This window comes from Anabaena sp. FACHB-595, assembly GCF_048568275.1.
Taxonomy (GTDB): domain Bacteria; phylum Cyanobacteriota; class Cyanobacteriia; order Cyanobacteriales; family Nostocaceae; genus Trichormus.
In genome coordinates, this window is record NZ_CP183473.1 from 1,790,487 (window position 1) to 1,816,113 (window position 25,627).

General features: G+C 41.2%; 25 protein-coding genes. 19 read left to right on the forward strand and 6 right to left on the reverse strand.

Annotated features, from left to right (window positions below):
* Positions 1-70: 70 nt before the first annotated feature.
* Entirely contained in the window at positions 71-430 is a 360-nt protein-coding gene (locus ACN222_RS07590) for a surface-adhesin E family protein (RefSeq protein WP_010995699.1), read from the reverse strand.
* A gap of 77 nt (positions 431-507) precedes the next feature.
* Between ACN222_RS07590 and ACN222_RS07595 the strand changes: the two genes are divergently transcribed.
* The 11 genes from ACN222_RS07595 to ACN222_RS07645 all read left to right on the forward strand — a co-directional run bounded on the left by ACN222_RS07595 (position 508) and on the right by ACN222_RS07645 (position 10,037).
* Positions 508-1,695, forward strand: a complete 1,188-nt coding sequence (locus ACN222_RS07595; protein WP_010995700.1) for an RNA-guided endonuclease InsQ/TnpB family protein — start codon at positions 508-510, stop codon at positions 1,693-1,695.
* Positions 1,696-1,824: 129 nt separating this feature from the next.
* Positions 1,825-2,055, forward strand: a complete 231-nt coding sequence (locus tag ACN222_RS07600) for a hypothetical protein (protein ID WP_010995701.1) — start codon at positions 1,825-1,827, stop codon at positions 2,053-2,055.
* Between the two features lie 267 nt (positions 2,056-2,322).
* Positions 2,323-2,532, forward strand: a complete 210-nt coding sequence (locus ACN222_RS07605) for a type II toxin-antitoxin system VapC family toxin (RefSeq protein ID WP_323758634.1) — start codon at positions 2,323-2,325, stop codon at positions 2,530-2,532.
* Positions 2,533-2,622: 90 nt separating this feature from the next.
* The gene (locus ACN222_RS07610; protein ID WP_010995702.1) at positions 2,623-3,867 is read left to right on the forward strand and encodes a ribulose bisphosphate carboxylase small subunit; all 1,245 of its coding nucleotides are present in this window, start codon (positions 2,623-2,625) and stop codon (positions 3,865-3,867) included.
* Positions 3,868-4,267: 400 nt separating this feature from the next.
* The gene (locus tag ACN222_RS07615; RefSeq protein ID WP_010995703.1) at positions 4,268-4,702 is read left to right on the forward strand and encodes a DM13 domain-containing protein; all 435 of its coding nucleotides are present in this window, start codon (positions 4,268-4,270) and stop codon (positions 4,700-4,702) included.
* A 75-nt stretch (positions 4,703-4,777) separates the two neighbouring features.
* On the forward strand, positions 4,778-5,497 hold the full coding sequence (locus ACN222_RS07620) for a DUF4079 domain-containing protein (protein ID WP_010995704.1): 720 nt from the start codon (positions 4,778-4,780) through the stop codon (positions 5,495-5,497).
* Between the two features lie 491 nt (positions 5,498-5,988).
* Positions 5,989-6,714 carry a Uma2 family endonuclease gene (locus tag ACN222_RS07625; RefSeq protein WP_010995705.1) on the forward strand — a complete coding sequence of 242 codons (726 nt, stop codon included), beginning with the start codon at positions 5,989-5,991 and terminating at the stop codon, positions 6,712-6,714.
* A 143-nt stretch (positions 6,715-6,857) separates the two neighbouring features.
* Positions 6,858-8,033 (forward strand): GNAT family N-acetyltransferase, encoded by a 1,176-nt coding sequence (locus ACN222_RS07630; RefSeq protein WP_044522841.1) that lies wholly within the window; start codon positions 6,858-6,860, stop codon positions 8,031-8,033.
* An 88-nt stretch (positions 8,034-8,121) separates the two neighbouring features.
* Positions 8,122-9,039 (forward strand): DMT family transporter, encoded by a 918-nt coding sequence (locus tag ACN222_RS07635; RefSeq protein WP_010995707.1) that lies wholly within the window; start codon positions 8,122-8,124, stop codon positions 9,037-9,039.
* Positions 9,040-9,080: 41 nt separating this feature from the next.
* Positions 9,081-9,548, forward strand: coding sequence for a cupin domain-containing protein (locus ACN222_RS07640; RefSeq protein WP_010995708.1), 468 nt, complete (start codon positions 9,081-9,083; stop codon positions 9,546-9,548).
* A gap of 102 nt (positions 9,549-9,650) precedes the next feature.
* Entirely contained in the window at positions 9,651-10,037 is a 387-nt protein-coding gene (locus ACN222_RS07645) for a peptidoglycan-binding domain-containing protein (RefSeq protein ID WP_010995709.1), read from the forward strand.
* Between the two features lie 227 nt (positions 10,038-10,264).
* On the opposite strand, the gene ACN222_RS07650 is transcribed toward ACN222_RS07645, so the two are convergent.
* The gene (locus tag ACN222_RS07650) at positions 10,265-11,020 is read right to left on the reverse strand and encodes a redoxin family protein (RefSeq protein ID WP_010995710.1); all 756 of its coding nucleotides are present in this window, start codon (positions 11,018-11,020) and stop codon (positions 10,265-10,267) included.
* A 194-nt stretch (positions 11,021-11,214) separates the two neighbouring features.
* Positions 11,215-11,586, reverse strand: a complete 372-nt coding sequence (locus tag ACN222_RS07655; RefSeq protein WP_010995711.1) for a hypothetical protein — start codon at positions 11,584-11,586, stop codon at positions 11,215-11,217.
* Between the two features lie 149 nt (positions 11,587-11,735).
* Between ACN222_RS07655 and truB the strand changes: the two genes are divergently transcribed.
* The 4 genes from truB (at position 11,736) to ACN222_RS07675 (ending at position 14,920) form a co-directional block, all read left to right on the forward strand.
* Positions 11,736-12,617, forward strand: coding sequence for a tRNA pseudouridine(55) synthase TruB (gene truB, locus ACN222_RS07660; protein WP_010995712.1), 882 nt, complete (start codon positions 11,736-11,738; stop codon positions 12,615-12,617).
* 173 nt (positions 12,618-12,790) lie between these two features.
* Positions 12,791-13,159, forward strand: a complete 369-nt coding sequence (locus tag ACN222_RS07665; protein WP_010995713.1) for a Lin0512 family protein — start codon at positions 12,791-12,793, stop codon at positions 13,157-13,159.
* Positions 13,160-13,281: 122 nt separating this feature from the next.
* Entirely contained in the window at positions 13,282-13,665 is a 384-nt protein-coding gene (locus ACN222_RS07670; protein ID WP_010995714.1) for a nuclear transport factor 2 family protein, read from the forward strand.
* A gap of 742 nt (positions 13,666-14,407) precedes the next feature.
* Positions 14,408-14,920, forward strand: coding sequence for a hypothetical protein (locus ACN222_RS07675; RefSeq protein ID WP_010995715.1), 513 nt, complete (start codon positions 14,408-14,410; stop codon positions 14,918-14,920).
* A 79-nt stretch (positions 14,921-14,999) separates the two neighbouring features.
* On the opposite strand, the gene ACN222_RS07680 is transcribed toward ACN222_RS07675, so the two are convergent.
* On the reverse strand, positions 15,000-15,674 hold the full coding sequence (locus tag ACN222_RS07680; protein ID WP_010995716.1) for an ABC transporter ATP-binding protein: 675 nt from the start codon (positions 15,672-15,674) through the stop codon (positions 15,000-15,002).
* 320 nt (positions 15,675-15,994) lie between these two features.
* Here ACN222_RS07680 and ACN222_RS07685 point away from each other — a divergent pair, with 320 nt between their 5' ends.
* On the forward strand, positions 15,995-16,933 hold the full coding sequence (locus ACN222_RS07685; RefSeq protein ID WP_419756895.1) for a Sll0314/Alr1548 family TPR repeat-containing protein: 939 nt from the start codon (positions 15,995-15,997) through the stop codon (positions 16,931-16,933).
* Between the two features lie 89 nt (positions 16,934-17,022).
* Here ACN222_RS07685 and ACN222_RS07690 read toward each other — a convergent pair whose 3' ends face one another.
* Positions 17,023-19,278 carry a RelA/SpoT family protein gene (locus ACN222_RS07690; protein ID WP_010995718.1) on the reverse strand — a complete coding sequence of 752 codons (2,256 nt, stop codon included), beginning with the start codon at positions 19,276-19,278 and terminating at the stop codon, positions 17,023-17,025.
* A gap of 286 nt (positions 19,279-19,564) precedes the next feature.
* Between ACN222_RS07690 and patD the strand changes: the two genes are divergently transcribed.
* The 3 genes from patD to ACN222_RS07705 all read left to right on the forward strand — a co-directional run bounded on the left by patD (position 19,565) and on the right by ACN222_RS07705 (position 23,636).
* The gene (gene patD, locus ACN222_RS07695) at positions 19,565-19,924 is read left to right on the forward strand and encodes a heterocyst frequency control protein PatD (RefSeq protein WP_010995719.1); all 360 of its coding nucleotides are present in this window, start codon (positions 19,565-19,567) and stop codon (positions 19,922-19,924) included.
* An 86-nt stretch (positions 19,925-20,010) separates the two neighbouring features.
* A complete protein-coding gene (locus ACN222_RS07700) occupies positions 20,011-21,825 on the forward strand; it encodes a sensor histidine kinase (RefSeq protein ID WP_010995720.1) in 1,815 nt (604 codons plus the stop codon).
* A 158-nt stretch (positions 21,826-21,983) separates the two neighbouring features.
* Entirely contained in the window at positions 21,984-23,636 is a 1,653-nt protein-coding gene (locus tag ACN222_RS07705) for a dipeptide ABC transporter ATP-binding protein (protein WP_010995721.1), read from the forward strand.
* A 514-nt stretch (positions 23,637-24,150) separates the two neighbouring features.
* Here ACN222_RS07705 and ACN222_RS07710 read toward each other — a convergent pair.
* A complete protein-coding gene (locus tag ACN222_RS07710) occupies positions 24,151-25,470 on the reverse strand; it encodes an NAD(P)/FAD-dependent oxidoreductase (RefSeq protein ID WP_126987374.1) in 1,320 nt (439 codons plus the stop codon).
* Between the last annotated feature and the right edge of the window lie 157 nt (positions 25,471-25,627).

Sequence of the window (25,627 nt, forward strand, 5' to 3'; positions counted from 1 at the left end):
CTGGCCCTTGTGATACAAGTGTTAGCTCCCGCAAACTAGAATTTACTCAACTTGCGGGATCGTTTGGCTTTTAAAGGCAAAGACTTTGGTAAATAATTGATGGTGCAGAACCTTCTCTGATTTTTACAAAATTTGGTTCATTGAAAGTAACAGAGTTAATTAATCTGCCATTCATAGTGAATCTAGTCATAGTAAAACCATAACTGAGTGCATTATTACAATTCATCCCTTGTTTAGTTATATTAATTTCTTGTCTTTGAAAATCTATAACCTTAGTATTGTAAAGAAAATTTTGACCATCAGTTCTAATGGAGTCATTATCAATGTAGTGTTCTTTAACTGAATCACCTGCTACCAATACCCAATCAACAGCAGCCGCAGGTAAAGCAGCAGACAAAGCAAGCAACCCACCAAACAATAAAGCTTTCATCAGAAAAATGGGTAGAAACCCAGTCCTTGAGCGATAGCGGAGGACGGCTTTACAGGGAATATGGTAAAATGTGAGGTATGGAAAAAGCCTACCGCTACCGATTTTACCCAACTGTCGAGCAAGAACAGATATTGCGCCGGACGATTGGTTGTGTGCGGTTGGTTTTTAACCGAGCATTGGCTTCCCGAACCGAGGCTTGGTATGAGAAGCAAGAACGAGTTGACTACGTTCAAACTTCGGCTATGTTGACGCACTGGAAAAAGCTTGATGACCTCCAGTTTTTGAATGAGGTTAGCTGTGTACCACTGCAACAAGGCTTGAGACATCTGCAAACTGCTTTCACCAATTTCTTTGCTGGTAGGGCGCAATATCCCAATTTTAAAAAGAAGCGTAGTGGTGGTAGCGCAGAGTTTACTAAATCTGCTTTCCGGTGGAAAGATGGGCAAGTCTACTTGGCAAAGTGTTCTGAACCATTGGTTATTAAATGGTCTAGGCAGTTGCCCAAGGGATGTGAACCTAGTACCATCACAGTTAGACTTGAACCGAATGGACGCTGGTTTGTCAGCTTGCGAATCAATGATCCAACCGACCAAACCATGCAACCAGTTGATAGTGCTGTTGGTTTGGATGTTGGGGTTAGTTCTCTCGTTACCCTGAGTACAGGTGAAAAGATTGCTAACCCCAAGGCATATGAGGCGCACTACCAAAGGTTGTCTAAGGCACAGAAGTCTTTGAGCCGTAAACAGAAAGCCTCTCGAAATTGGGATAAGGCAAGACTCAAAGTAGCTCGTCTTCAAGCTAAAATTTCTGACTCTAGAAAAGACCATTTGCACAAACTGACAACTCGACTGGTTCGTGAAAACCAAACGATAGTGGTTGAGGATTTGGCGGTTAAGAATATGGTCAAAAATCCCAAGCTTGCCCGTGCTATCAGTGATGCTGCATGGTCGGAATTGGTAAGACAACTGGATTACAAAGCCAAGTGGTATGGTCGAAACTTGGTAAAGATTGACCGTTGGTTTCCTAGCTCTAAACGCTGCGGAAACTGTGGGCATATTGTTGATAAACTGCCGTTGAATGTTAGAGAGTGGGATTGTCCCAACTGCGGAACACACCACGACAGGGATATCAACGCCAGCCGGAATATTTTGGCGGTGGGACACACCGTTACAGTCTGTGGAGCGAACATAAGACCTAATAGCCATAGTGTTAAAGGGCAGTTGCAAAAAACCCGCAAGGGAAGGAAACAGAAACCTAAGTCGTGAGTCTTAGGAATCACCGCACTTTCAGGGCGGTGAGGATGTCAAACAGTTACCTAGTTTTAATTCCAGCTTTACTTAGGCGTTAGCCCTTCATCATCAGGAATAACTAGGATGTTGATATGAAGATTCTGTATGGTTACTTCGCCAAATGTACAACCAGTTTACACCCGTGATATTTTTTGCTGGAAAGCAAAGCTAACAAATCAGGTAGTACCAAGAGATATCACCACCCAAAAACCTGTAGAGCTTGGTGTAGCTGGTGAGAATGGCGTACTCGTCCACGCAATTTGTTTGCCCTATTTAGGAGACAAGAATCGTCTATATATAAATGTAGTAGTACTAATTGAAGGTATCTGTCTATGAGGGCTTCAGATACAAAAATACCATGTTTGGAAAGTGGCGATCGCCTAACTGTCACGAATTTGGCAGATTTTCAGCAATATATGTTATGTAATGATTTTGTTAATAAATACACATATCTTTATTTGGTATGTAACAAATGATTGAAAACTTAGTAATCGCGTGTTAGATTTAGTTAAGGGTGAAAATAATTAGATTTATTTGAGTATAGCTAGTATCTAGGAAATAAGAATTAAAAATATTTTAGGCAAGCTGACTTCTCATCTGCCATTGGAGACATTTATTACACAACAAATAAGTATCAACAACCTAACTATACTAGATATCAAAATTAGTCATATTATTACTGTTTCCCAACTGCCTTTACATCATCGTGACCCTTTTGACAGAATGTTAATTGCACAAGCAATGGTAGAAAATATACCTGTATTAAGTGCTGATACAGTTTTTGATGCTTATCCTATAACGCGTTTGTGGTAGTGAGACTAGATATCTACCAAAAGATTAATAAACAATAGATACCAAAAAAACTTAGCATTAGTTAATGAAGCATCACCAGTCATAAATTTTATGAGTTATTATATCGCTCCGCGTTTTCTGGATAAACTTGCTGTTCACATCACTAAAAACTTTTTGAATATTCCTGGTGTGCGAGTTCCCTTAATTTTAGGGATTCATGGACGTAAAGGAGAAGGGAAAACCTTTCAATGTGAGTTAGCTTTTGAAAAGATGGGTATTGAAGTCACACTCATCTCTGGCGGTGAATTGGAAAGTCCCGATGCGGGAGACCCAGCACGGTTGATTCGGCTGCGTTATCGGGAAACGGCAGAACTGATCAAAGTGCGCGGTAAAATGTGCGTGCTGATGATTAACGATTTAGATGCAGGTGCAGGACGCTTTGATGAAGGTACGCAATATACTGTAAATACTCAGTTGGTAAATGCCACGCTGATGAATATTGCTGATAATCCTACAGATGTGCAGTTACCGGGTAGTTATGATTCCAACCCGATACGGCGTGTCCCCATTATCGTCACAGGTAATGATTTTTCTACTCTCTACGCGCCATTGATTCGGGATGGACGGATGGAGAAATTCTATTGGGAACCCAACCGTGATGATAAGGTGGGAATTGTTGGGGGGATTTTTGCGGAAGATGGACTGTCACAACGGGAAATTGAGCAATTAGTTGATACTTTCCCCAAGCAATCGATTGACTTTTTTAGCGCTTTACGTTCTCGAATTTACGATATCCAAATCCGCGACTTCATCCATAAAGTCGGGTTTGAACGGATATCTTTGCGCGTAGTGAACAGCCTAGAAGCGCCGCCAGAATTTAAAAAGCCAGATTTCAGCCTGGCTCATTTAATCGAGTCTGGTAACTTGGTGTTGGGTGAACAACAACGGGTAGATAATTCTCAGTTAGTGGATGAGTATAATCGATTAAATCGCGGGAGAGGTTATCAAACAGCGCCACCCCCCGAAGCACCAGTGATTCAGCCAGTCAATAATAGTTCTCACAAGCAAAAGACATCTAATACTCATTTGAGTTTAGAAACCCAAGAACAAATCCGGCAAATCTTGTCTCAAGGTCACAAAATTACCTTTGAACACGTAGATGCACGCCGTTTCCGCACGGGTTCTTGGCAGAGTTGCGGTACTCTGCATATTGATGCAGAGTCAGATGCTATTTCAACTTTAGAGGCTTGCTTAGTTGATTATGACGGTGAGTATGTGCGGATGGTAGGGATAGACCCGAAAGGCAAGCGGCGGGTTGTAGAGACAATTATTCAACGACCAAATGGCAAAAATTAAGCTGTAGAAGTCAGATTTTACCTTACTCAGAGAGGAGTGAGGTAAAACTACTCAGTACTCTTCATATTTTAGAGACTGCACCCTCATTATCTCTTCAACAAAATTAACAACAATCTGACTGCGCCAATTAATAAATCATGCCGACTATTTGATATAGGAATCATATTTAATTTTTGAAAATATCTAAGTATCTGTAGGGTGGGCAATGCCCACCAAAACCATAATACGGTGGGCAATACCCACCCTACGTATATTTCACAAATCAAATACTAGCCCTATAGTTAAATAATATTAAACATAGTAAAAGTAATTCTTAACTAATTCTCAGCTTTAACTCATTTTTTAGCTGACAATAACCTATATAGTGTCCTTAAATTGAGAATTTAAGGATATTTAACCTATGAAATATAAATATTTAATCATTATTGGGTTAATTAGTATTTTAAGCGTTGGTTGTACAAATCAGACTGTTACTGAAACACCAACAGCAACAACTGTAGCTACTACTGACGTAAAGCCAGGTAATTTCCAAGCTGGAGAACATCCAACTCAAGGACAAGTTTCCGTAGTGAAAGAAGCAGGGAAAAACTACCTGGAGTTTGATCGAAATTTCAAAACTGATCAAGGCCCAGACTTGTATGTAATTCTGTATCGTTTTGAAAAACCGCCAATATCGGGAATTAAAGAAAAAGATTATGTGAGTATTGCCCAGTTGCAAAAAATAACTGGCAATCAACGTTATGCTTTACCAAATAATGTTAATTTGCAAGAATTTAAATCTGTAGCTATATGGTGTCGGAAATTTAATGCTACTTTCGGCTATGCCATTTTATAAATTTTCATAAGTGATGTGAATTAAACAACCAGTCAAATACGATTCATTACTCAGAAATCATCACTCAAAATATATATGGGAATAGCCGATTTTTTAGGTCTGATACATCCAGCGATCGCCGTCATTTTCGTGTTTCCTTTAATTGGCATTGTGAGTAACTTTGCCTGGCAAACGCGCCAACGCCGTTTGCAGACATTAGCGGGAGGTAAAAGCAAGATTCCTCCTGTAGTCGGGACAGAACATAGGCGCATAGGCGAGTGGTTAAGTAGTGCAGTTGTAGGTATATCTTTAGTTGGCTTAGGGTATGCGATCGCCAAAAGTATTATTAAAAATCAACTATGGAATAAAAATTTAACCCAAGTTATTTTTATTCTTCTCATGTTTGTTTTAACTATAGCTTCCTTAGTCTTTCTCTATCAGGCAAAACAAAAGCTCTGGCGTGGTGTATTTGCTACTTTAACTGGTGTTGGTTTAGTTGTTATTGGTTGTCAAGATGGAGTATTTCGGCGGACAAATGAATGGTATTGGTCGCATTACTATATAGGCATAGCTGCATCACTGCTAATGATTTTTTCTGTAGCTATTGTGCAGGATATTTATCAAGATAAAACCCATCGCTGGCGAATTATCCACACTATCTTAAATACCATTGCCCTATTACTATTTATTGGACAAGGTTTTACTGGTACACGAGATTTATTAGAAATTCCTTTAAGTTGGCAAGAACCATACGTTTACCAATGTAATTTTGTTCAAAAAACTTGCCAAAATTCTGCATCCCAAGAACAAAAGTAAAGTTAGCAATTCGCACAGTGTTTAATTCTATTCTTACATGATTGTGATAGAGAAAGAGTCCAGGGTCTGGATGGAGAAAGTTAGCTAACGAGGAAGTCTTAATTTTGTAGAAGCTCTCAAATATCAATCGCTTATAATAAACAGAAAATGGTGGTATGGGAGTCTGGAAATTAGTTGCCTTAATGATATCGAATTTTTTCAAAATTTGCTCAAACGTAAACATTTTAAAATAATCATCATCGGGTAAAAATTTTGCGATTTGACTCTTTTTTTGCTCAAGGATAGTATCAAGAATTATGCTATCGTTGACCGCCATTTGTAGTAACTCCAAAAATATTTGTTTTGCTCTGCTAACTTGGATAAGCTGAATTAATCATAGATAGATGTGCTATTTCTAGCATAAATTGCTACATAATTGCATCAATTAAGATAGCAATCTACTACAAGAAATGCCATATTATTTATTAACCCCTTAAATCTAGGAGGTTAGCATGACCTCAGCACAAATACCATTAGGTGTTGAATCAACTCTGCCTGACCATACGCAGCTACCAGAATCTGACGGTACTTTCGTGAAAAACCTGCAAGAACATCCTCAAAGTCTATTGCTTACCGATTCCATTGAGCCAGTCTTGCAGAAGCTACACCCAGATGGACAATATTGCATTGGTCAAGATAGTGGTATTTATTGGCGCATCACTGAACCACCGGAAAAAGGCGCAGAAGCACCTGATTGGTTTTATGTACCGAATGTACCACCAACTTTAAATGGTCAATTTCGCCGTTCTTATGTACTGTGGCAAGAATACGTTGCACCGTTGATTGTATTGGAATTTGTCTCTGGTGATGGGAAGGAAGAACGAGATAAAACGCCAATCACAGGAAAATTTTGGGTTTATGAACAAGCAATTAGAGTCCCATATTATGGCATTTATGAAGTGAAAAAAGCCAATATAGAAATATATCAATTGGTGCATGGGCAGTATGAGTTATTACCCATTAATGAACGAGGACATTATCCTATTGAAACAATGGGGGTAGAGTTAGGTATTTGGCAAGGACTATATCAGAATCTCGAATTACCTTGGTTACGCTGGTGGGATAATCAGGGTAATTTACTCCTGACAGGGTGGGAGCAATCACACTTTGCACAAGCAAGAGCGGAACGCCTTGCAGCAAAGTTAAGAGAATTAGGTGTCAATCCAGACGATTTATAGCAAGTTACAAATTATACCAATCAAAAGCAGTATTACAAACTATTTGCTCAAATTTCCCCCAATCGGGTGATTCTACAGAACGAAGCGAGTAACTAACACATATTGTAGTATGATTGTAACTCATGCTTCTAATGGTAGAACCAATGACACCTGGATTTAAATACACCAAGGGTAGTCAAGAGAATATTCAACAACTGGGGAATATTCTTGAACAGTGCTTTGTCATGTCCTTTGGTGACAGTGAAATTTATGTCAAAGGTATTGGCTTAGAAAACTTTCGCGTTATTTACCGTGAACAAAAGGTTGCAGGGGGACTGGCAATTTTGCCGATGAGTCAGTGGTGGGGGGGTCAGCGTGTACCAATGGCTGGTATTGCGGCTGTGGGTATTGCGCCAGAATATCGTGGTGATGGAGCTGCGATCGCTCTTATTCAGCATACCCTCCAAGAAATCTCTGAGCAAGATATCCCGATCTCGGTTCTCTATCCAGCTACACAACGCCTCTATCGAAAAGTAGGGTATGAACAAGCTGGTAGTTATTGTGTGTGGGAAATTCCCGCCGATAGTATTCAAATTCAACACGCCTGTTTACCCTTAGAACCCGTAGTTCTCAAAAATAATCCTATCTTTCATGAGTTGTATCAACAACAGGCGCAACTGACGCACGGATACTTAGACCGACATCCCGCCATTTGGCAAGGATTAAATCGCACACTTGATACAGAAACTCTCTATAGTTATTTAATTGGTGACAAAGACCAACCACAAGGTTACATCATCTTTACTCAAGAGCGAACCAAAGATGGCTCGATCCTCAGGATTAGAGATTGGGTAATGCTTTCAAATGCTGCTGTACAAAGTTTTTGGTCATTTATTGCCAATCATCGTTCGATGATTGACAAAGTAACGTGGAAAAGTTCTGTTATTGATGCGTTGACATTGGTGCTACCAGAACAAAGCGCCACAATCAAGAGTCAAGACCGTTGGATGTTGCGAATCGTCGATGTTTGCAAAGCACTGGAAGCGCGGGGTTATCCACCAGGAGTAGAAGCGGAGTTACATTTAGAAGTACAAGATGACCTGTTAAGCGCCAACCAAGGTAAATTTATCTTATCGGTTGCACATGGCAAAGGCGAAGTAACGAAAGGTGGAAAAGGTGAATTACAGCTAGATATTAAAGGATTAGCATCCTTGTACACCAGTTTATTTACACCCCGTCAGTTGCAGCTCACAGGAAAACTCCAGGCGACAGAAGCCGCACTCCTCAAAGCTAGGCAAATCTTTGCGGGTGAATCCCCTTGGATGATTGATTTCTTTTAATTAGGGGTGTAGGGGTGTAAGGGTATAAAGGATGAGCTTTTCCCATTTTACCCAGATACTTTACTAGATTTTTTAATTACGAATTATTATGCACCACAGTTCTGGTCGCTGGCGTTTAGGGCTGGCTTTATCTCTGCTAACTGTTTTTTTATGGGGAATTCTACCACTAGCGCTAAAGGTCGTACTGCAAGCACTTGATGTGTATACAGTTATTTGGTTTCGCTTTTTAGTTTCCTTTGCTTTGCTGGCTGTGTATTTAGGGATACGTGGTAACTTGCCAAAGCTAAAACAGTTACAAGCTAATTCTTGGAAGTTATTAGCGATCGCCACAGTCATGTTAGCCTCTAATTACTTTCTGTTTATGCAAGGTCTAGCCTTAACATCACCTGCAAACGCTGAAGTAATTATTCAATTAGCTCCCCTCTTGTTAGGTTTTGGTGGTTTAATTCTTTTTCAAGAAAGATACAATTTCTTTCAATGGCTTGGTGTTGGTATATTAACTTTAGGTTACGTTTTATTTTTTCGTTCTCAACTGACTAACGTTATTACATCTCATGATAACTATGTTTTCGGTAGTGCCTTAGTAGCTTTAGGAGCAGTAGTTTGGGCTATTTATGCTTTAGCACAAAAGCAATTATTACAGTCCCTATCTTCTGCCCAAATCATGCTAGTTATTTATGGAGGATGTACATTACTCTTCACCCCTTTCACCAAGTTTGAGGCAATTAGTCAACTCAGCAATCTTCATTTATTAACATTAATTTTTTGCGCTTTAAACACAGTAATTGCCTATGGTGCTTTTGCTGAATCTCTAGAACATTGGGAAGCCTCACGGGTAAGTGCAGTATTAGCTTTAGCACCGATATTGACTTTACTTGCAGTGGAATTGATATCACTTATTGCACCTGATTTAATTCCCCCAGAACGTCTGACAACTACAGGAATTGTGGGAGCGTGTTTAGTGGTCAGTGGTTCAGTGGCGATCGCCTTAAAAAAAGCTTCATAGTCTAAAATCTACAACAAACTTGTTTACTAGCTAATAATCTTATGATTATCGACCCTAAAAATGTGCCTATGGAAAGAGGCACAAATTACCCCGATGCTTTCAAAGCAATGGTTGCAGGACGGATACGACAAAGGTTAGGCAACTTTGCTGGGTTGAAAAATTTTGGAGTCAACTTAGTGCAGTTAGAGCCAGGGAGTTTTTCTGCTTTGAGACACTGGCATTCTCATCAAGATGAGTTTATTTATATATTGGCAGGTGAACTGACTTTAATTACAGATGCCGGAGAAGAGATTCTCACACCAGGAATGGCGGCTGGATTTCCCGCAGGTGAAGCGAACGGACATCATTTAGTCAATAGGTCTGCGGTGGTTGGGGTGTATTTAGAAGTAGGCGATCGCACCCCCAATGACCAAGGTTTTTATCCCGATGTACCAGATTTGATGACACCACCTAGTCCTGATGGCAAATCCAGACAATTTATTCACCAAGATGGAACGCGATATAAATAGGGTAATAGGTAATAGGAGATGAAAAAATTCTTCCGTAAATTGTCCAATCAATAATGTAGTTTTCCCATGTAATAAATCACCTAAATACAAAGGAAATTTCCCATGACTAACGCTAATGCTCAAGAAGCCTCTAAAGTTGCAGAACCTGTACTCCGTCAAGGTGACTCTGGTGCGGCTGTGACTGAATTGCAAAGGTTGCTGAATGCCAAGGGTGTAAAGGTATCAGTTGATGGGATCTTTGGTGCGGGAACCCAAGCCGCAGTGATCAAATTTCAGCGCGCCAACGGTCTGACTGCTGATGGAATTGTTGGCTCAAAAACTTGGGTAGCTTTACGAAAGGTTCCTACTCCCACAATTCGTTTAGTAGATGTTGCTCTCAACTACGACCCAACCCAATTTCCCCATCAAGTAGCGGCTTTGGAATGGCTGCAAAGTCAAATTCCCGCAGCTACACTCAATGAATTTGCTCGTCGTTGGCGGAATCAGTAGGTTGAAAAGTAAGAGTTTGATAGACGTAGTGCAACTCAGCAAAATACAAATGATTAAGCTGTCGCGTATTTAACTTGTACATCTTTTCGTATTAGGTGTTGACTGCTGACTGTTGACAGTTAACTGTTAGCAGTGAACAAACCATACAAGTGAGTATGTAATTTAAAAGCGTAATAGCTTAATATGGCTGAATTGCACTACGTCTTTATACAGTTATCAATGAGATATCAAACTCCTACTTTTTCCTGTTTGATTGTACTCAAATAGTCTGTTAAGGCTTCTGAGCCACCAATTAATACACCATCAATAAATACTTGCGGAACAGTTGTTGCACCCGTGACAGCACGCAGAGAACGAGTTGTAATTCCTTTACCCAAGGTAATTTCTTCGTACTCTATACCATTTTCTTGTAGCGCCGCTTTGGCACGAGCGCAGAAAGGACAACCAACCTTAGTAAACAAGGAAACTAATTTTGGCTTGGCTGCTTGAGGATTAATGTGTTTGAGCATTGTTTGAGCATCAGACACCTCAAATGGATCACCTGGTACATCTGGCTCAATGAACATCTTCTCAATTACACCATCTTTCACCAACATGGAATAACGCCATGAACGTTTGCCAAATCCCAAGTCTGTCTTATCTACTAACATTCCCATCCCTTCGGTAAATTCGCCGTTACCATCAGGAATCAGAGTGATATTTTCTGCTTCTTGGGTTTTTGCCCATTCGTTCATCACAAAAGCATCATTTACGGAAATACAGACGATTTCATCGACACCATTGTCTTTAAACACTTTAGCCAACTCGTTGTAACCAGGTAGGTGAGTAGATGAACAAGTTGGCGTGAATGCACCAGGTAAAGAGAAGACAGCGACTGTTTTACCTGCAAATAAATCATCAGTTGTTACATTCACCCATTCGTTATTTTGACGAGTCCGAAAGGTGACTTGAGGAACTCTTTGACCTTCTCGATTGGAAAACATATATTTAACCCCTGCTGACAAAATTTTATTTTTGATTGTCTCTTCTCTTAAGCGTAGTCATTATGATTATATTTGTCAACAAGTGATTTTTTGTAGTTACACCATGACAATTATTGGTGTAACGCGCCTGCAAACTCCTTCCTGATGGGAGCAACGAGTCTATAATATCCACAAACTAAGACTTTTACAGAGTTTCAATTAGTCTTGCGCTCTTTCAAAACCTGGTCTAGTAATTGCCTAGCGGGTTGGGCTTTAGTCAAAGCTGCTTGGTGGTCACTATAAGCGCGCACTAGACGAGCTAGACTACTTACACCAGTCTTAAGCTGCTCTAGTTCTTCACCTGATACCAGTTCGCCATCAAGCATCCGCACGATCAAAGGTTTAATATCTCCCACTTCCTGACGAACTTTTTGCAGCTTTTCTACAGAACTCAGCAGGGATTTTAATGAGTTCAAAATATTATCAATATCTTGGGGATCATCCACAGCCTCAGGCAAATTTTCCACCTCTGGCACTGTAGTTAATTCCTCTACAGCTTCACTTTTAACCCCATTTGGCTTTATCATTAACGCTTCCTCAATAATTTGTTTTAGTCTAGCTTGAAAGTGCTATGCAGGGGGTGGAGAACAAAAACACTAACCCCTAGTCTCTAGTTACTTTTTTATTTTTGAATTTTGTAGCTTTAGCTTCCCGTAGGGTATTTTGAATTGTTACTATGCAAGGTTTTATTAATTTAAACAAACAATTTGGTTGGACTTCCCACGACTGTGTAGCACGTTTAAGAAAAATGTTACGTCTCAAACGTGTGGGACACGCGGGAACATTAGATCCAGCAGCCACTGGGGTGTTACCTATCGCAGTTGGCAAAGCTACACGTTTATTGCAGTATCTGCCTAGTGACAAAGCTTATAAAGCTACTGTCCGTTTTGGTGTGCAGACTACAACAGATGATTTGCAAGGTGAAATTATTACTTCCCAACCTTGTCGGGGATTGAGTTTGTCTGAGGTGAAAACTGCACTACCCCAATTTATCGGCAAGATTGAACAAATACCACCCATTTACAGTGCGATTCAAGTAGAGGGAAAACGCTTATATGATTTGGCGCGTAAAGGCGAAATCATAGAAGTGCCAGCACGGACTGTAGAAGTTTTTAGTATAGATGTTTTGGATTGGCGGGAAGGAGATTTTCCCGAATTGGATGTGGCGATCGCCTGTGGTAGTGGTACATATATTAGAGCGATCGCTCGTGATTTAGGTGCAGTTTTCCACACAGGTGGAACTCTCGCCGCTTTGATCCGCACTCACAGCAGTGGCTTTAATCTAACAGATAGTCTCACCTTGACAGACTTAGAAACCCAACTGCAAGCAGGGACTTTTGAACCAACTCCCGCCGATGCAGCTTTGCAATGTTTACCGTCAGTTACCTTACCTAGCATATCTGCACAAAAATGGTGTCAGGGACAGCGAATTGAATTAAATTTAGAAACTATTGGTAAAGTGCGAGTTTATCAAGCAGAAACAAATATTTTCTTGGGTATAGGAGAATTGCAAGCAGGTGTGTTAATTCCCCAAATGGTGTTTGAACCGATTTCTTAAATAGGACTTAAGTATGAAAACGAAAGATCAAGGGTTCGGAGAAGAGTATAGGGGTATAGGGGTTTCAAACCCCTACACCCTTACACCCTTACACCCTTACACCCGGTCTCAACAGAAAATCTGGGTGCATAAGTCCTAATTAAAGTGAGAATGGCATATTTCAGGAGGTCACTGTGGCTCTTAAACGCTTAATTATCGAAATGGGGATGGGAGTAGATCAGCATGGGCAGGAACCGACAGTAGCCGCAGCCAGGGCTGTCCGGAATGCGATCGCTCACAATGCCTTACCGGGTGTGTGGGAAGTCGCTGGTTTAAGTCATCCCAATGAAATGATTGTGGAAGTCCAGGTAGCAGTACCTTATCCAGAAAAAGTTAGAGAAGAAGAAGTGTTAGCAGTTTTACCCTTCGGACGCAAAAGCTTGAAAGTAGAATTTGGGGGTATGGTAGTCCAGGGACGCGCTATTCCCGAACTCAATGATAAAAATGACGAAATGTTAGTAGCGATCGCATCCGTAACAGTTTTGGTAGAAACTAATCAATAGTCTAGGACTTACACACCCAGATTTTCTGTTGATACCAGGTGTGAGGGTTTCAAACATTTATACCCCTAAACCCCTACACCCCTATTCCCTTCTCCTGTTAATAGTTAATATTTATTCCTCCCATGTCACAAGAAGCAATCGAACAAGTTGTTACTGCTTACTTTGCCAATATCACAAGCATGAATCCAGAAGGCTGGATAGATAATTTTGCCGAAGATGCTATTAGTCATGATCCGGTTGGTGAACCACCATCACAAGTTCATGAGGGATATCGTCAGTTCATTGGACAGTTACAGGCGGTATTTGAAAAACTAGAAGCAACAATCGAGCATATCTTCATTGCTGCTAATGAAGCAGCTGTTAAATGGACTATGGCTGGAGTCAGCAAAAGTGGTAAGCCGGTGAAGTTTGCAGGAATTACCATCTTTGAGGTTAATGCTGAAGGAAAGATTCAAACAACCCGTGCTTATTGGAATCCTGCACAGATGATTGCACAGTTACGCTAAAACAACTAATCACGCGCAGGAATTCAATTACTACCAAATGTGAGCAGCATCAGGAAGATAAATAATAATTAATCTTTTCTTTATCTTCACTCCATTCCCCATTAGCAATTACCAATTACCAATTCGCAAAAAAGCCTCTGGTGATTCTGTTAATTCACCAAAGGCTTTCTCTGCAATAGTTCATGATGATGAATCTTGCTCTTCTTCATAAAACCAAATTTCTGCCAACAAACTCAAGCCAAGCAACCAAATAAAGCAGACAACTATAATCCAGAGTAGTACTAACATAGCGATCGCCTCCAAACGACAATTTCTTTTACCCGCTACTCCTCAGCATTCCAAATTACATTCAGTCCGACTAACTACATACTACACGCTTGGTATCATTGGTAAAGGGTGTAATTAGTTGAGTTTTTTTAATTATTGCTACCTTAATGTTAAATAAATCCCTGAAGAGTGATTTCCACAAATCCTGTTATCTTGAATGTATCACGTTAGATTATTCACATAAGTATAACTTTTCACTTGCTTTACTTACAAATTCATACATCGTAGAGTAAGTATAGTTTGAACTTTTTAGACTTATATCAAATTTATTTTGATGTTTGTTTATTTAGCTTACTAAATAAGCAACTTCAGTTAATATTAATCAGGTTTTACTCTTTAGTTGCTCATCCTGTCCTAGTAGATCATCTGGTATTAATTACATCTCATTCAATAGCTTTTAGCCCTCATTGCTCCCATGTTGACCCATCACCGCAAGCCCGTGTGCTTATCACTTATATCAACTGACCTACCATTCTGGTCTGTTGTGGAAACTGCTGGAACACTATATCAAAAAGACCTTGATAGGTTCCATTTATTACTGACTACACCGCCACTCATCACCTGTGAATTAGCAAGTCCCGATACTCCAGAAGAACAACTTGCCCCACGTACTAGTAAAGCTTATGCTCCGGCTAGTCCTAGAGTTTTGTGGTTAGAAATTTCTCCATATCGAGTAATTATGACCATGCAAGGTAACGATCAAGTGAGTTATCGTCACTTCTGGGAACAGGGTGTTTATGGGGTAAGTCGATATTGGTTGCCAACCGAGTCATTACAACCAAGCGATCCCATCCGCTTACGGAACTATACCAATAGCTTGACTCTCAGTGGACAAGAACTGCCAGAGCATTTACGTGTGGAATATGAATTGTGGGCTGAAAAAGTCCAATTAGGGCGCTATATTCTCAATCTGGAAATTCAGCACTAATAAAAGAGTATTAAGTGATGAGTGCGGCTCGACTCAGAGAGCGCCGCTCATCACTCGTCACTTATGTCTGAGCCTGGACTCACGCCATAGGCTGTGGTTCTTTAACTTTCGCTTCTAATGTCGCTGGCTCTACTGATATGAGTTCGCCGTGGTTTAATGTCCAGCAATAGTCAGCGATCGCCAACAAATCACCGGCATCATGTGTTACTACTAATAATGTCCAATCTTGTTTGAGTTTGGCTAATAAGTTCACCAGTTGCCGGCGCATTGACCAATCTAATCCGGCTGTTGGCTCATCTAGTAATAATAAATTCGGTTGACGAATTAATTGTACTGCCAGGGCTAACCGCCGTTGTTGACCACCACTCAAAGCATAGGGTGCAGCCGAAAGCGATAAATGCTCTAATCCCACTTCACCTAATGCTTGTCTAACTCGTTCTGTTCCTAATTCAGGATGCCCTATGCGTAATTCTTCTAAAATCGTACCACCGCAAAAGTGCCGTTCGGGAAACTGAAACACCAAACCTGCTAATTGCTGTAGCTGTTCGGCGATGAGTTCTTGTTCTCGCCAGAAAACTCCACCAGATGTTGGTTCGGCTAGCCCAGATAAAATTTCTAATAAAGTACTTTTACCAGACCCGCTTGGGCCAATAATCAAACCTAGCTTTTGTGTGGGTAATTCTAAATTGACAGACTTAAGGATTGCTGTCGGGCAAGCGGTGGGATGGTAAACCAGATTTCGGAGATAGAGCATTTGTTAAGATTACCAAATGTTGGCAAAGAACTCACTAACTAAGATTAACTACAACGAGAGGGGCTGGAAACTTCGCGCAGGATTTATAGATTGTTACTTAATTACAGCCTCAATTTACCAGCAAAGCTCATCTTGATTGTTCTATTGTGACAGATTCCCCAAAAGCCATAATTACGGTAATTTTGGGAACTTGACATGATGACTTAAGTCTAAGTGTGAGGAGTATTTTATCTGCTATACACGCAAATCATAACTAAATAATTCCGCATTTTAAGTAACATATACAACTTTTTCAACCGCAATTATTCTGAGGCTGATTCATGATCAAAAATTTTTCCTCTCCTCGCTCAATCATATTTTCTCAAGTAACTAAGCTAGCTCAGGCAAGTTTTGGCGTGGCGATCGCCCTAACTTTGGCAAGCAATCCATCATGGGCTGACGATCCCTTCCGTGCAGAGAAACCGCGTAACATTGGCGACAATACAGAACAAGCTTTTAAAGCAGTCTTTCAACGGGGTGATTATCCCACCGCAGAACGTTATCTCAATCAAGCAATCTCCAGTGAAGCCAATGAGCCTCTAGCTTACGCCATGAAAGCATCTTTAGCATACATTAACGGAGATTTGACGGGGCTGAGTAATTACGGTAAGAAAACCCTGGAAACGGGACAAAAATTAGTTGCAACTGACGAATTACGGGGCAATATTTACACAGCTGTAGGGCATTTTTTAGAAGGAGGGGCAATTATTAGCCGTGAAGGTACGCTCAGAGGCGCGCCTCAAGCTTTGGGACGGCTCAGACAAGTATATGAATATCTGGATAGAGCAGAAGCGATTTCGCCTAGAGATCCAGAATTGAATTTGCTCAAAGGTTATATGGACTTGATGTTGTCTGTGAGTCTACCCTTCGCCAACCCAGATGAGGCGATTAACCGCCTACAAACAAACGCTGCGCCTCAGTATTTAACTAATCGAGGTATTGCGATCGCCTATCGTGATTTAAAGCAGTACTCTCAAGCTCTAGATTATGCTAACCGCGCCATCAAAGAAGCTTCAGATAACCCTGAGTTGTATTATCTCAAAGCGCAAATCCTCAAAGGACAGGGTAGCCAAGAGAAAAGCCAGCAATTAATTCGAGAAGTGATCGCTAATTTTGACAAAGCCTTAACTAAAAGGTCTCAGCTTCCTAGTCCATTGGTCAAGCAAATTGAAAGCGAACGCAATAATGCTGTTAATAACCTTAATAGTGCGGGGCGATAATTGGGGATTGGTGATTGGGTACTGGGGATTGGGTATTGGGGACTGGGGACAAATTAAAGTCTCTTTCATTACCAATTACCAATTACCCATCATTCATCAATTTGACCAACACGGCGAATATTGAGGATATCGCTCATTTTTTTGATTTGGATGAATACTTGTTCTAGTTGTGGGCGATCGCGTATATCTATACCTAAGTCTATTAATGCTGGCTGGTTAACGGCTGTTTTTACCTGGGCGTAACGTACATTGATCCCTTGGTCACTCAGTCGAGACAAGATATCTTTTAATACTCCCACACGGTCTAGGGCTTCTATTTGAACATTGACTGGGTAAGTTTGCGGACGACCTCTATTTTCTGCGCCTGGGTTCCAACTAACGGGAACTAGGCGATCGCATTCCACCGTTTCTAAATTATGACAGCCTTGGCGATGGATGGAAATTCCCCTACCCCGCGTTACTACCCCAATAATTGCTTCTCCGGGAATTGGTGTACAACAACCAGCCAGGTGATATACCAAACCTTCTACACCCACAATTGGTGAATCTGTTGCACGGGTGATGGGTGTCGGTGCTTTACCGGCGGATGGTTCTTTAGGCAATAATATGGGTGTATCTACTACTGGCTGTTGAGATTTCACCACTTCTCGCCAGCGATTTAATACCAAGTTGAGGGTGACTTCGCCATAACCCATACCTGCGAGTAAATCTTCAGCACTGTGATAATTACATTTTTCGGAAACAGTCCGCATTGCGTCTGACTTCAACAGACTATCTAAACCAGTTTTACCCAATTCTTTTTCTAATAATTCTCGACCACGAGCCACATTTTCTTCCCGGCGCGATCGCTTGTACCATTGTTTAATTCGATACTTGGCGGCGGAAGTTCTCACAAAGTTGAGCCAATCTAAGCTGGGATGGCTATTCTTTTGGGTAATAATTTCTACAATATCGCCATTATGTAATCTGGTGGATAGGGGAACCATGCGCCCGTTAACTCGCGCCCCGGCACAGTGATTACCAACTTCTGTATGAATATGATAGGCAAAATCTATAGTTGTAGCCCCAGGACTTAAAGGGATGACATCGCCTTTGGGCGTGAAAACATAAACATCGTCTTCAAATAAGTTATCTTTAACGCTATCGAGATATTCTTGTGCGTCTTTGAGGTCACTTTGCCATTCCAATAATTGACGCAACCAAGTAAATTTTTCATCGGATGTAGTTATCAGGCTGTTAGAACCACCAGTTTCTTTATACTTCCAATGGGCGGCGATCCCGTATTCGGCGATGCGGTGCATTTCCATTGTCCGAATCTGCACTTCTAGAGGACGACCAGTCAAACCAATAACACCTGTGTGCAGAGATTGATAACGGTTGGGCTTGGGTAAGCCGATATAATCTTTAAATCTGCCGGGGATCGGGCGAAAAGCGTCATGTACTACAGCTAAAGCCCGATAACATTCCTCATTCGTCTCGACAATAATCCGCAGGGCTGCTAAATCGTAAATTTCATTAAATTCTTTCTGCTGCCGGTGCATCTTTTGGTAAATGCTATAAAGATGCTTGGGACGACCACTGATATCTAAACAACGAACTCCTGCTTGCTGGAGGCGATCGCGTAAAATTGCTGTAGCTTTGGCTAACTTCTCTTCCCGTGCGTCACGCTTTTCAGAAACATACTTTTGCATTTGCCGAAAAGCTTCCGGCTCTAAATTCTTAAAGGCTAAATCTTCTAATTCCCACTTAATTCGCCAGATCCCTAAGCGATTGGCTAAAGGTGCAAAGATATCCCGTGTTTCTTGGGCTGAACGACGACGGCTATCTTCTGACATATATTGCAGAGTTCGCATATTATGCAACCGATCTGCTAACTTCACCACAATTACCCGGATATCTTGCGCCATTGCCAAAAACATCCGCCGGAAGTTTTCCGCTTGGCTTTCTTTCTTACTGGTGAAATTTATTTTAGAAAGCTTGGTGACACCTTCCACTAACTGCTTGACTTCCGGGCCAAAACGCTCTTCTATTTCCTCAATTGTGACATCTGTATCTTCAACTACATCATGAAGAAATCCAGCTGCTATCATAGCAGGACTGCCCCCTAAGTCGCGCAGCAGCCCGGCTACAGCGATGGGATGACTAATATATAGTTCTCCAGATTTGCGGTATTGTCCGTGATGCAGTTGGTAAGCAAAATCAAATGCCCGACAGATTAACGTGTTATCACTACACATTCGGTCGTCTTCTGCTTTGCTGCCATGTGTTGATGAATCCCGCAAACATTGCTTTAGCCATTCTGGAAGGCTAAGATCGGTTGGGGAACTAATAGCGATGCTGCTCATACAATAGAAGAGGTGATCGGTGGATAGTTGAGAGGTTGACGCAATTAACAGCAACTTTTTTTAGTAATGCTGTTACCCTGGTGAGGGCAGTAAACGCTGTGTGAGATACCCTATGAGACTATGGTAGTGGTCTACTTCGGGTTGGCGAAAACATAAATGGGAAAAAATGTATATTGCAAACACAGCCTCAATACAATACTTGAGACTGGTGATGCTGATAATAGCCTGATTAGGTTTATTGTATAAATAATTTTCTTGACATTAATACTATCGTAAATAGCACTAGATGTCTTTAAATCTTGAAAAATATCAGAGCCTAGTAACATTACTACTGGAGTTCCGTCAGGGGATCAACACGAATCAAATCGTCGCCACAGAAGCAAGCCAGCGTCTAGCTGGGTTAAAGCAACTCTTTGGGGAAGAAATCGCACCTTTAGCTGAGGAGGATGCACGTATACAGTCCTATAAGACAGAAATTAGCAAACAATTGCGTCTGCTAGAAGTAGATGTGATGTTTTTACAAGGAGCGCGACAACCGTCTACAGTACAAACAAGAATAAATATAATTAGCGATCGCCTCAATACTCTAATTCAATATTGCCAAGCCATACTGCAACAAAAGCCACCAGATACAAATGAAGATTAGATGATGACTGGAGTTGTGGTGTAAGAATAGATAAAAATCATGGGAATCATAGAATCTACGAGATTTTAGGTAACTGTGTAGATTCTATGCTGACTATCAAGTTGAGTGTTGGGCAAAGGATTAGTCTAGGATACGCCATTGCCCTGGGGGTTAGTATTTTGGGTACAGTAGCAGGTTTCAGCATTGGGAAAAATTATCTACGACAAGCTTCCGAATGGGAAGAACACGCTCGTGAAGAAATGGAATTACTACACCACTTGCAAATAGATATTTTGCAAGCGCGGACTCATCAGCAACAACTGATTCCATTAGTAAAATATCCCCAACGTTACGCTCAGGAATACAGTTATTTGCTGCACCATAAAGCGGAAATAGAGAATTCCTGGATTGAGATCAGGACTTTCATCAAGATGCACCCTGTATCTTCGGGGGATCTCCATGTTACAGAACTACCAAAATTTTTGCACACTTATAATTACGTCCTGCAACAGTATTTCCAAGAACTAGAACTCCGAAAACAGCAGATTCAGGGGTTGAATTTAAAGATACCAGGAGAGATTGAAAAAGCTCAGACAATATTACTGGAATTTACTGATAGTGAGCTATCCCTAAAGTTTGATCGCATATCTGATGACGTGGATAAACTGCTGCAAAAAGCATACGCCGAAACAGAAGAAGCTGAAGAATTTCAGCAAACATCTAGCGGAATAGCTCAAAGAATTGTCATTGTTAGCATCATTATATCAGTTACTATTTCGGTTATATTGGCAATTTTTACCAGTCGGGCGATCGCCTCTCCTATTCAAGCCATAACTAATGTAGCTAGACGCTCTACAGAAGAGTCTAATTTTGATTTACAAGTAACTATTAATCGTGATGATGAACTGGGTGTGCTTGGCAATTCCTTCAATCAATTAATTGCTACGGTTAAAAAATTACTAACACAACAGCAACAAGCTAACGAACAACTGACTAATTACAACGAAACCTTAGAAAACAGGAATCAAGAAATTAGTGAAAAAAATAACCAATTGCAACAAGTACTCGAAGAACTACAGCGTAGTCAATTGAAAATGGTACAAAGTGAAAAAATGTCTGCTTTGGGTCAAATGGTAGCAGGGATAGCTCACGAAATCAACAATCCAGTCAGCTTTATTCACGGCAATTTAACGTATGTGCAAGAATATACTGAAAATCTGATCCAGTTTGTGCAGTTGTATCATAAATACTACCCTGAGCCTTTATCGGAAATAGTTAACTTAGCAGAGCATATCGACCTAGATTTTATCCAGGAAGATTTACCAAAAATGCTGAGTTCCATGAAAATAGGAACAGATAGAATTTGTAAACTTGTGCTATCACTGCGGAATTTTTCGCGTCTTGATGAATCAGAATTCAAAGCAGTGGATATTCACGAAGGTATTGATAATACTCTACTAATTTTACAACATCGTCTGAAAGAAAAGCCAGAACATCAGGAAATTAAAGTTGTTAAAAATTATGGTTACTTACCTTTAATAGAATGCTATCCTGGGCAATTAAATCAAGTATTTATGAATATTTTAGTTAATGCTATTGATGCTCTGGAAGAAAAAACAGATACACAAAAAACTAGCCAAATAACTATTACTACTTCAGTTAAAGATTCTCGGTGGTTGCAAATTGCGATCGCTGATAATGGTTCCGGTATCCCCGCAGATATTCAAGCCAAGATTTTCCAGCCGTTCTTTACTACAAAACCATCCGGTAAAGGTACAGGAATGGGAATGTCTATCAGTCAGCAGATTATTATCGAAAGACATAGCGGTAAACTAGAATGCTTCTCAACTATTGGTGAGGGAACAGAGTTTTTGATTCAGATTCCTGTAAGTCAAAACCTCACAGTTTCCCCTGTTAAGTAGCACCAATTCGCTTGTAAATATGATTTAGCGTCGATAACAAGGTAAGTTAGCATCGGTTACAGAATTTTGATTGTCTTGAACAGCTACTTTAGCGGATCTGATACACTAGCTTAAATTTAAAAATATCCAAGCTGGTAGCACTGGGCTGATAACTAATTATGAATAAAGAATTATTTTGTATAGAAAATTTGCGTGTCGCCTATCCGCAGCGTAGCGGGGAAGAACTACAGTGGGCGATTGATGATGTATCTTTTACCTTGCAACCAGGGGAAAGAATGGGGTTAGTAGGTGAATCTGGTTGTGGTAAATCTACCTTGGGAAGGGCGGCGATGCGCTTGTTACCACCTTCTAGTCGAGTGGAAGGACGAGTGATGTTTCAAGGACAGGCGGTATTTGATTTAACACCAAACGAATTGCGGAAATTTCGGGGCGAAGCGGTAGCTTTAATTTTCCAAGACCCGATGACGCGGCTTGACCCGTTGATGACGATTGGTAATCACTGTATTGAAACTCTGCAAGCCCACTCACCGGAATTATCAGCCAAGGAAGCAAAGGAAAAGGCGCTAGCGACTTTGGAGAAAGTGAAGATTCCGGCTAGTCGTTGGGGTCAGTACCCTCATGAGTTTAGCGGAGGAATGCGCCAAAGGGTAGCGATCGCTCTCGCCCTCCTCCTCAACCCCAAGTTAATTGTCGCTGATGAACCCACGACTAGTTTAGATGTCACCGTCTCGGCTCAGATATTACAAGAATTAACCCGTCTGTGCAGTGAGGAAAACATGGCGCTGTTGCTAATTTCTCACGATTTGGCAATGGTAGGGGAATATTGTAGCCGCATCGGTGTGATGTATAACGGCAAAATGGTGGAAATGGGTGCAACTGAATCTGTATTTAAAAACCCCCAACATGAATATACGCGATCGCTCCTCAAAGCAGCTCTGCATATTCAAGCAGTAGATGAAAGCAGTAGCCAAGCCTCCCAGTCCCCAATACCTAGTCCCCAATCGCCAATCCTGCGAATTACAGAACTGAAGCAGTACTACACGATAGAGCCTAACTTTGTAGAACGACTATTTAAGGCGGAGAGTCAGACTATTAAGGCTGTAGATGGGATTAACTTGGAATTATATCCAGGGGAAATTTTGGGGTTAGTGGGTGAATCTGGATGCGGTAAGAGTACGCTTTCACGGACGATATTGCAGTTAATTCGTCCCACATCAGGCAAAGTAGAGTTTTTAGGTCAAGATTTAACTAAATTATCACGCCAAGAAATCCGCGCGGCTCGGCGACAAATTCAAATGGTGTTTCAAGACCCCCATGCTTGTCTGAATCCAGCCATGACGGTGGGAGAAAGTATTGCTGACCCTTTATTAATCCATCACCTAGCTGATGCGGCTAAGGCGAAAGAACAAGTGTTGTGGATGTTGCAAAAAGTCGGCTTAACACCCCCAGAAGTTTATTATCAGCGCTACCCCTCAGACTTATCTGGGGGACAACAGCAACGGGTAGCGATCGCTCGTGCGTTGATTACTCGTCCTAAAATGTTAATCTGCGATGAACCCGTGAGTATGTTAGATGCTAGTGTGCAGTCGCAAGTGCTGGATTTGATGTTACAACTCAAGGCAGAATTTGAGTTAACTTATTTGTTTATCACTCATGACTTGTGGTTAGCGCGGTTCTTGTGCGATCGCATTGCTGTCATGCACGGCGGTAAAATTGTGGAACTTGGGCTAACAAAGCAGATTTTTTCTCATCCCCAACATCCATACACCCAAACTCTTTTAGCGGCTGCACCGCTACTTGCAAGAGCCTAGTAACCAATTCAAAATTCAAAATAGCCTATGGCAAGGCTGCGCCAACAAAATTCAAAATCAGGCGTTGCTGATTGAGGGGATGATTTTTATCGGGCTACGCCCCGCTAACCCTAACACGCATTCGCCGCCAGACGTTCCGCTTGCGGTAGGCGCATACCGCTAATGACTGTTGACAGTTAACAGTCAGCAGTTAACAGTTAACAGTTAACAGCCCTTATTAGTGGTTATGGAATTTGGACGTACATTAGCTTAGTCTGGCAGCAATTTTGGGTTGATGGAATACTAGTTCCGAGCATCTCTGCACAGGTTTTAGGGGTGCTGGGGGTATTATCAGGATGGCAGCATGAGTTCTTTCGCTGAATTTGCAGAGTTATCCCAAAAACCTGTTACATTATCGCTTAAATCACCAAATCTAATTCCGAAACTGGGTAAAACTGAAGGGTGAGGAATTAGCTCGAAGTCAGAATGGGTTGCAAAATTGCCTGGGAAAGCAGTTCGCCTTAGATAATCACGGCTATTGTTGATTCACGGTTTTTGGTTCTACAAAAGCTTCTCGACCTGCAATCAATCTAGAGCGACGATTACGAGTGATATAGTTCCATGCCCACTGAAATACTACTAGTAATTTAGTGTCAAACTCGATTAAGAAGTAGATATGAATTAATAGCCAGAATACCCAAGCAATGAAACCTTGGAGCTTGATTAATCCTAAATCTACAACAGCTAGGTTCTGCCCAATCATCGCCAAACTGCCTACGTCATTGTAACGAAATTGTGGCAAAGTTTGACCTTTCAGCCGTTTTTTAATGAGTTTGGCTACATATTCTCCTTGTTGTGTGGCTACGGGTGCAACACCAGGTAAGGGTTTACCATTTTGATGGGAGAAGTTGCCTAAATCTCCCACGACAAAAATGTTTTTATAATCCCTGATAGTCAAGTCTGGTTCTACAATCACACGTCCGGCGTGGTCACACTCTACACCTGTGCGTTCTGCTAGGACTTGTCCCATTGGGGAAGCTTTGACACCTGCTGCCCATAATATAGTTTTTGAGGGAATTTCTTTGACTTCATCACCTTTCTTGAAAGTAACGATGTCATTTTCAATATTGGTCACCCGCGTTTTAGTTTGGATAATCGCACCCAACTTTTGCAAAGATTCTGCTGCTACTTGCGATAACTCTGGCGCAATGTGGGGAAGGATGCGATCGCCCCCTTGCAATAGTAAAATTTTTGTTTCTGAGGTGTCGATGCTGCGAAAATCTTCTTTGAGGGTTTTGTATGCTAATTCGGCGATCGCTCCTGCTAATTCTACACCAGTCGGGCCACCCCCTACAATCACAAAAGTCAGCCAAGCACGGCGTTTTTCGGGGTCAGTTTCGCTTTCTGCTGCTTCAAATGCGCCAAATATCCGGCGACGCATTTCTATCGCATCTTCCACGGTTTTCAAACCAGGCGCAACGTCTTTCCAGTGGTCTTTACCAAAATAAGAATGGTTAGCACCTGTGGCGACAATCAATGTATCGTAAGGTACTACTTTATCATCCAAAATAACTTGTTGCGCTTTGGGATTAATATCCTTTACTTCTCCTAGCAACACTTGTGTATTCTTACTTTTACTGAATACAGCTCGTAATGGTGAGGAAATGTCACCAGGTGATAGGGTTCCTGTAGCAACTTGATATAAAAGCGGCTGAAATAAGTGAAAGTTACGTTTATCGATAAGAGTAACACTTACATTTGCTGTCGCAAGAGTCTTTGCTGTATAAAGTCCACCAAAGCCACCACCAATAATTACAACCTGATGTGGTGCCTTCTTTTCATGTGCATCTACCATAAAACATAATTCCTGTGCTAAGAGCGTTGTAACTTTTCTTAACAAAGATGTAGCAGAATTATGCTTAAGGTTGCCGCTTATTTAGAACAATTGAAAAAATAATGAAAGTAGTCAAAGTTATCTTGTCTTTCTCACCCAAATGGGTGATTTAATTTTC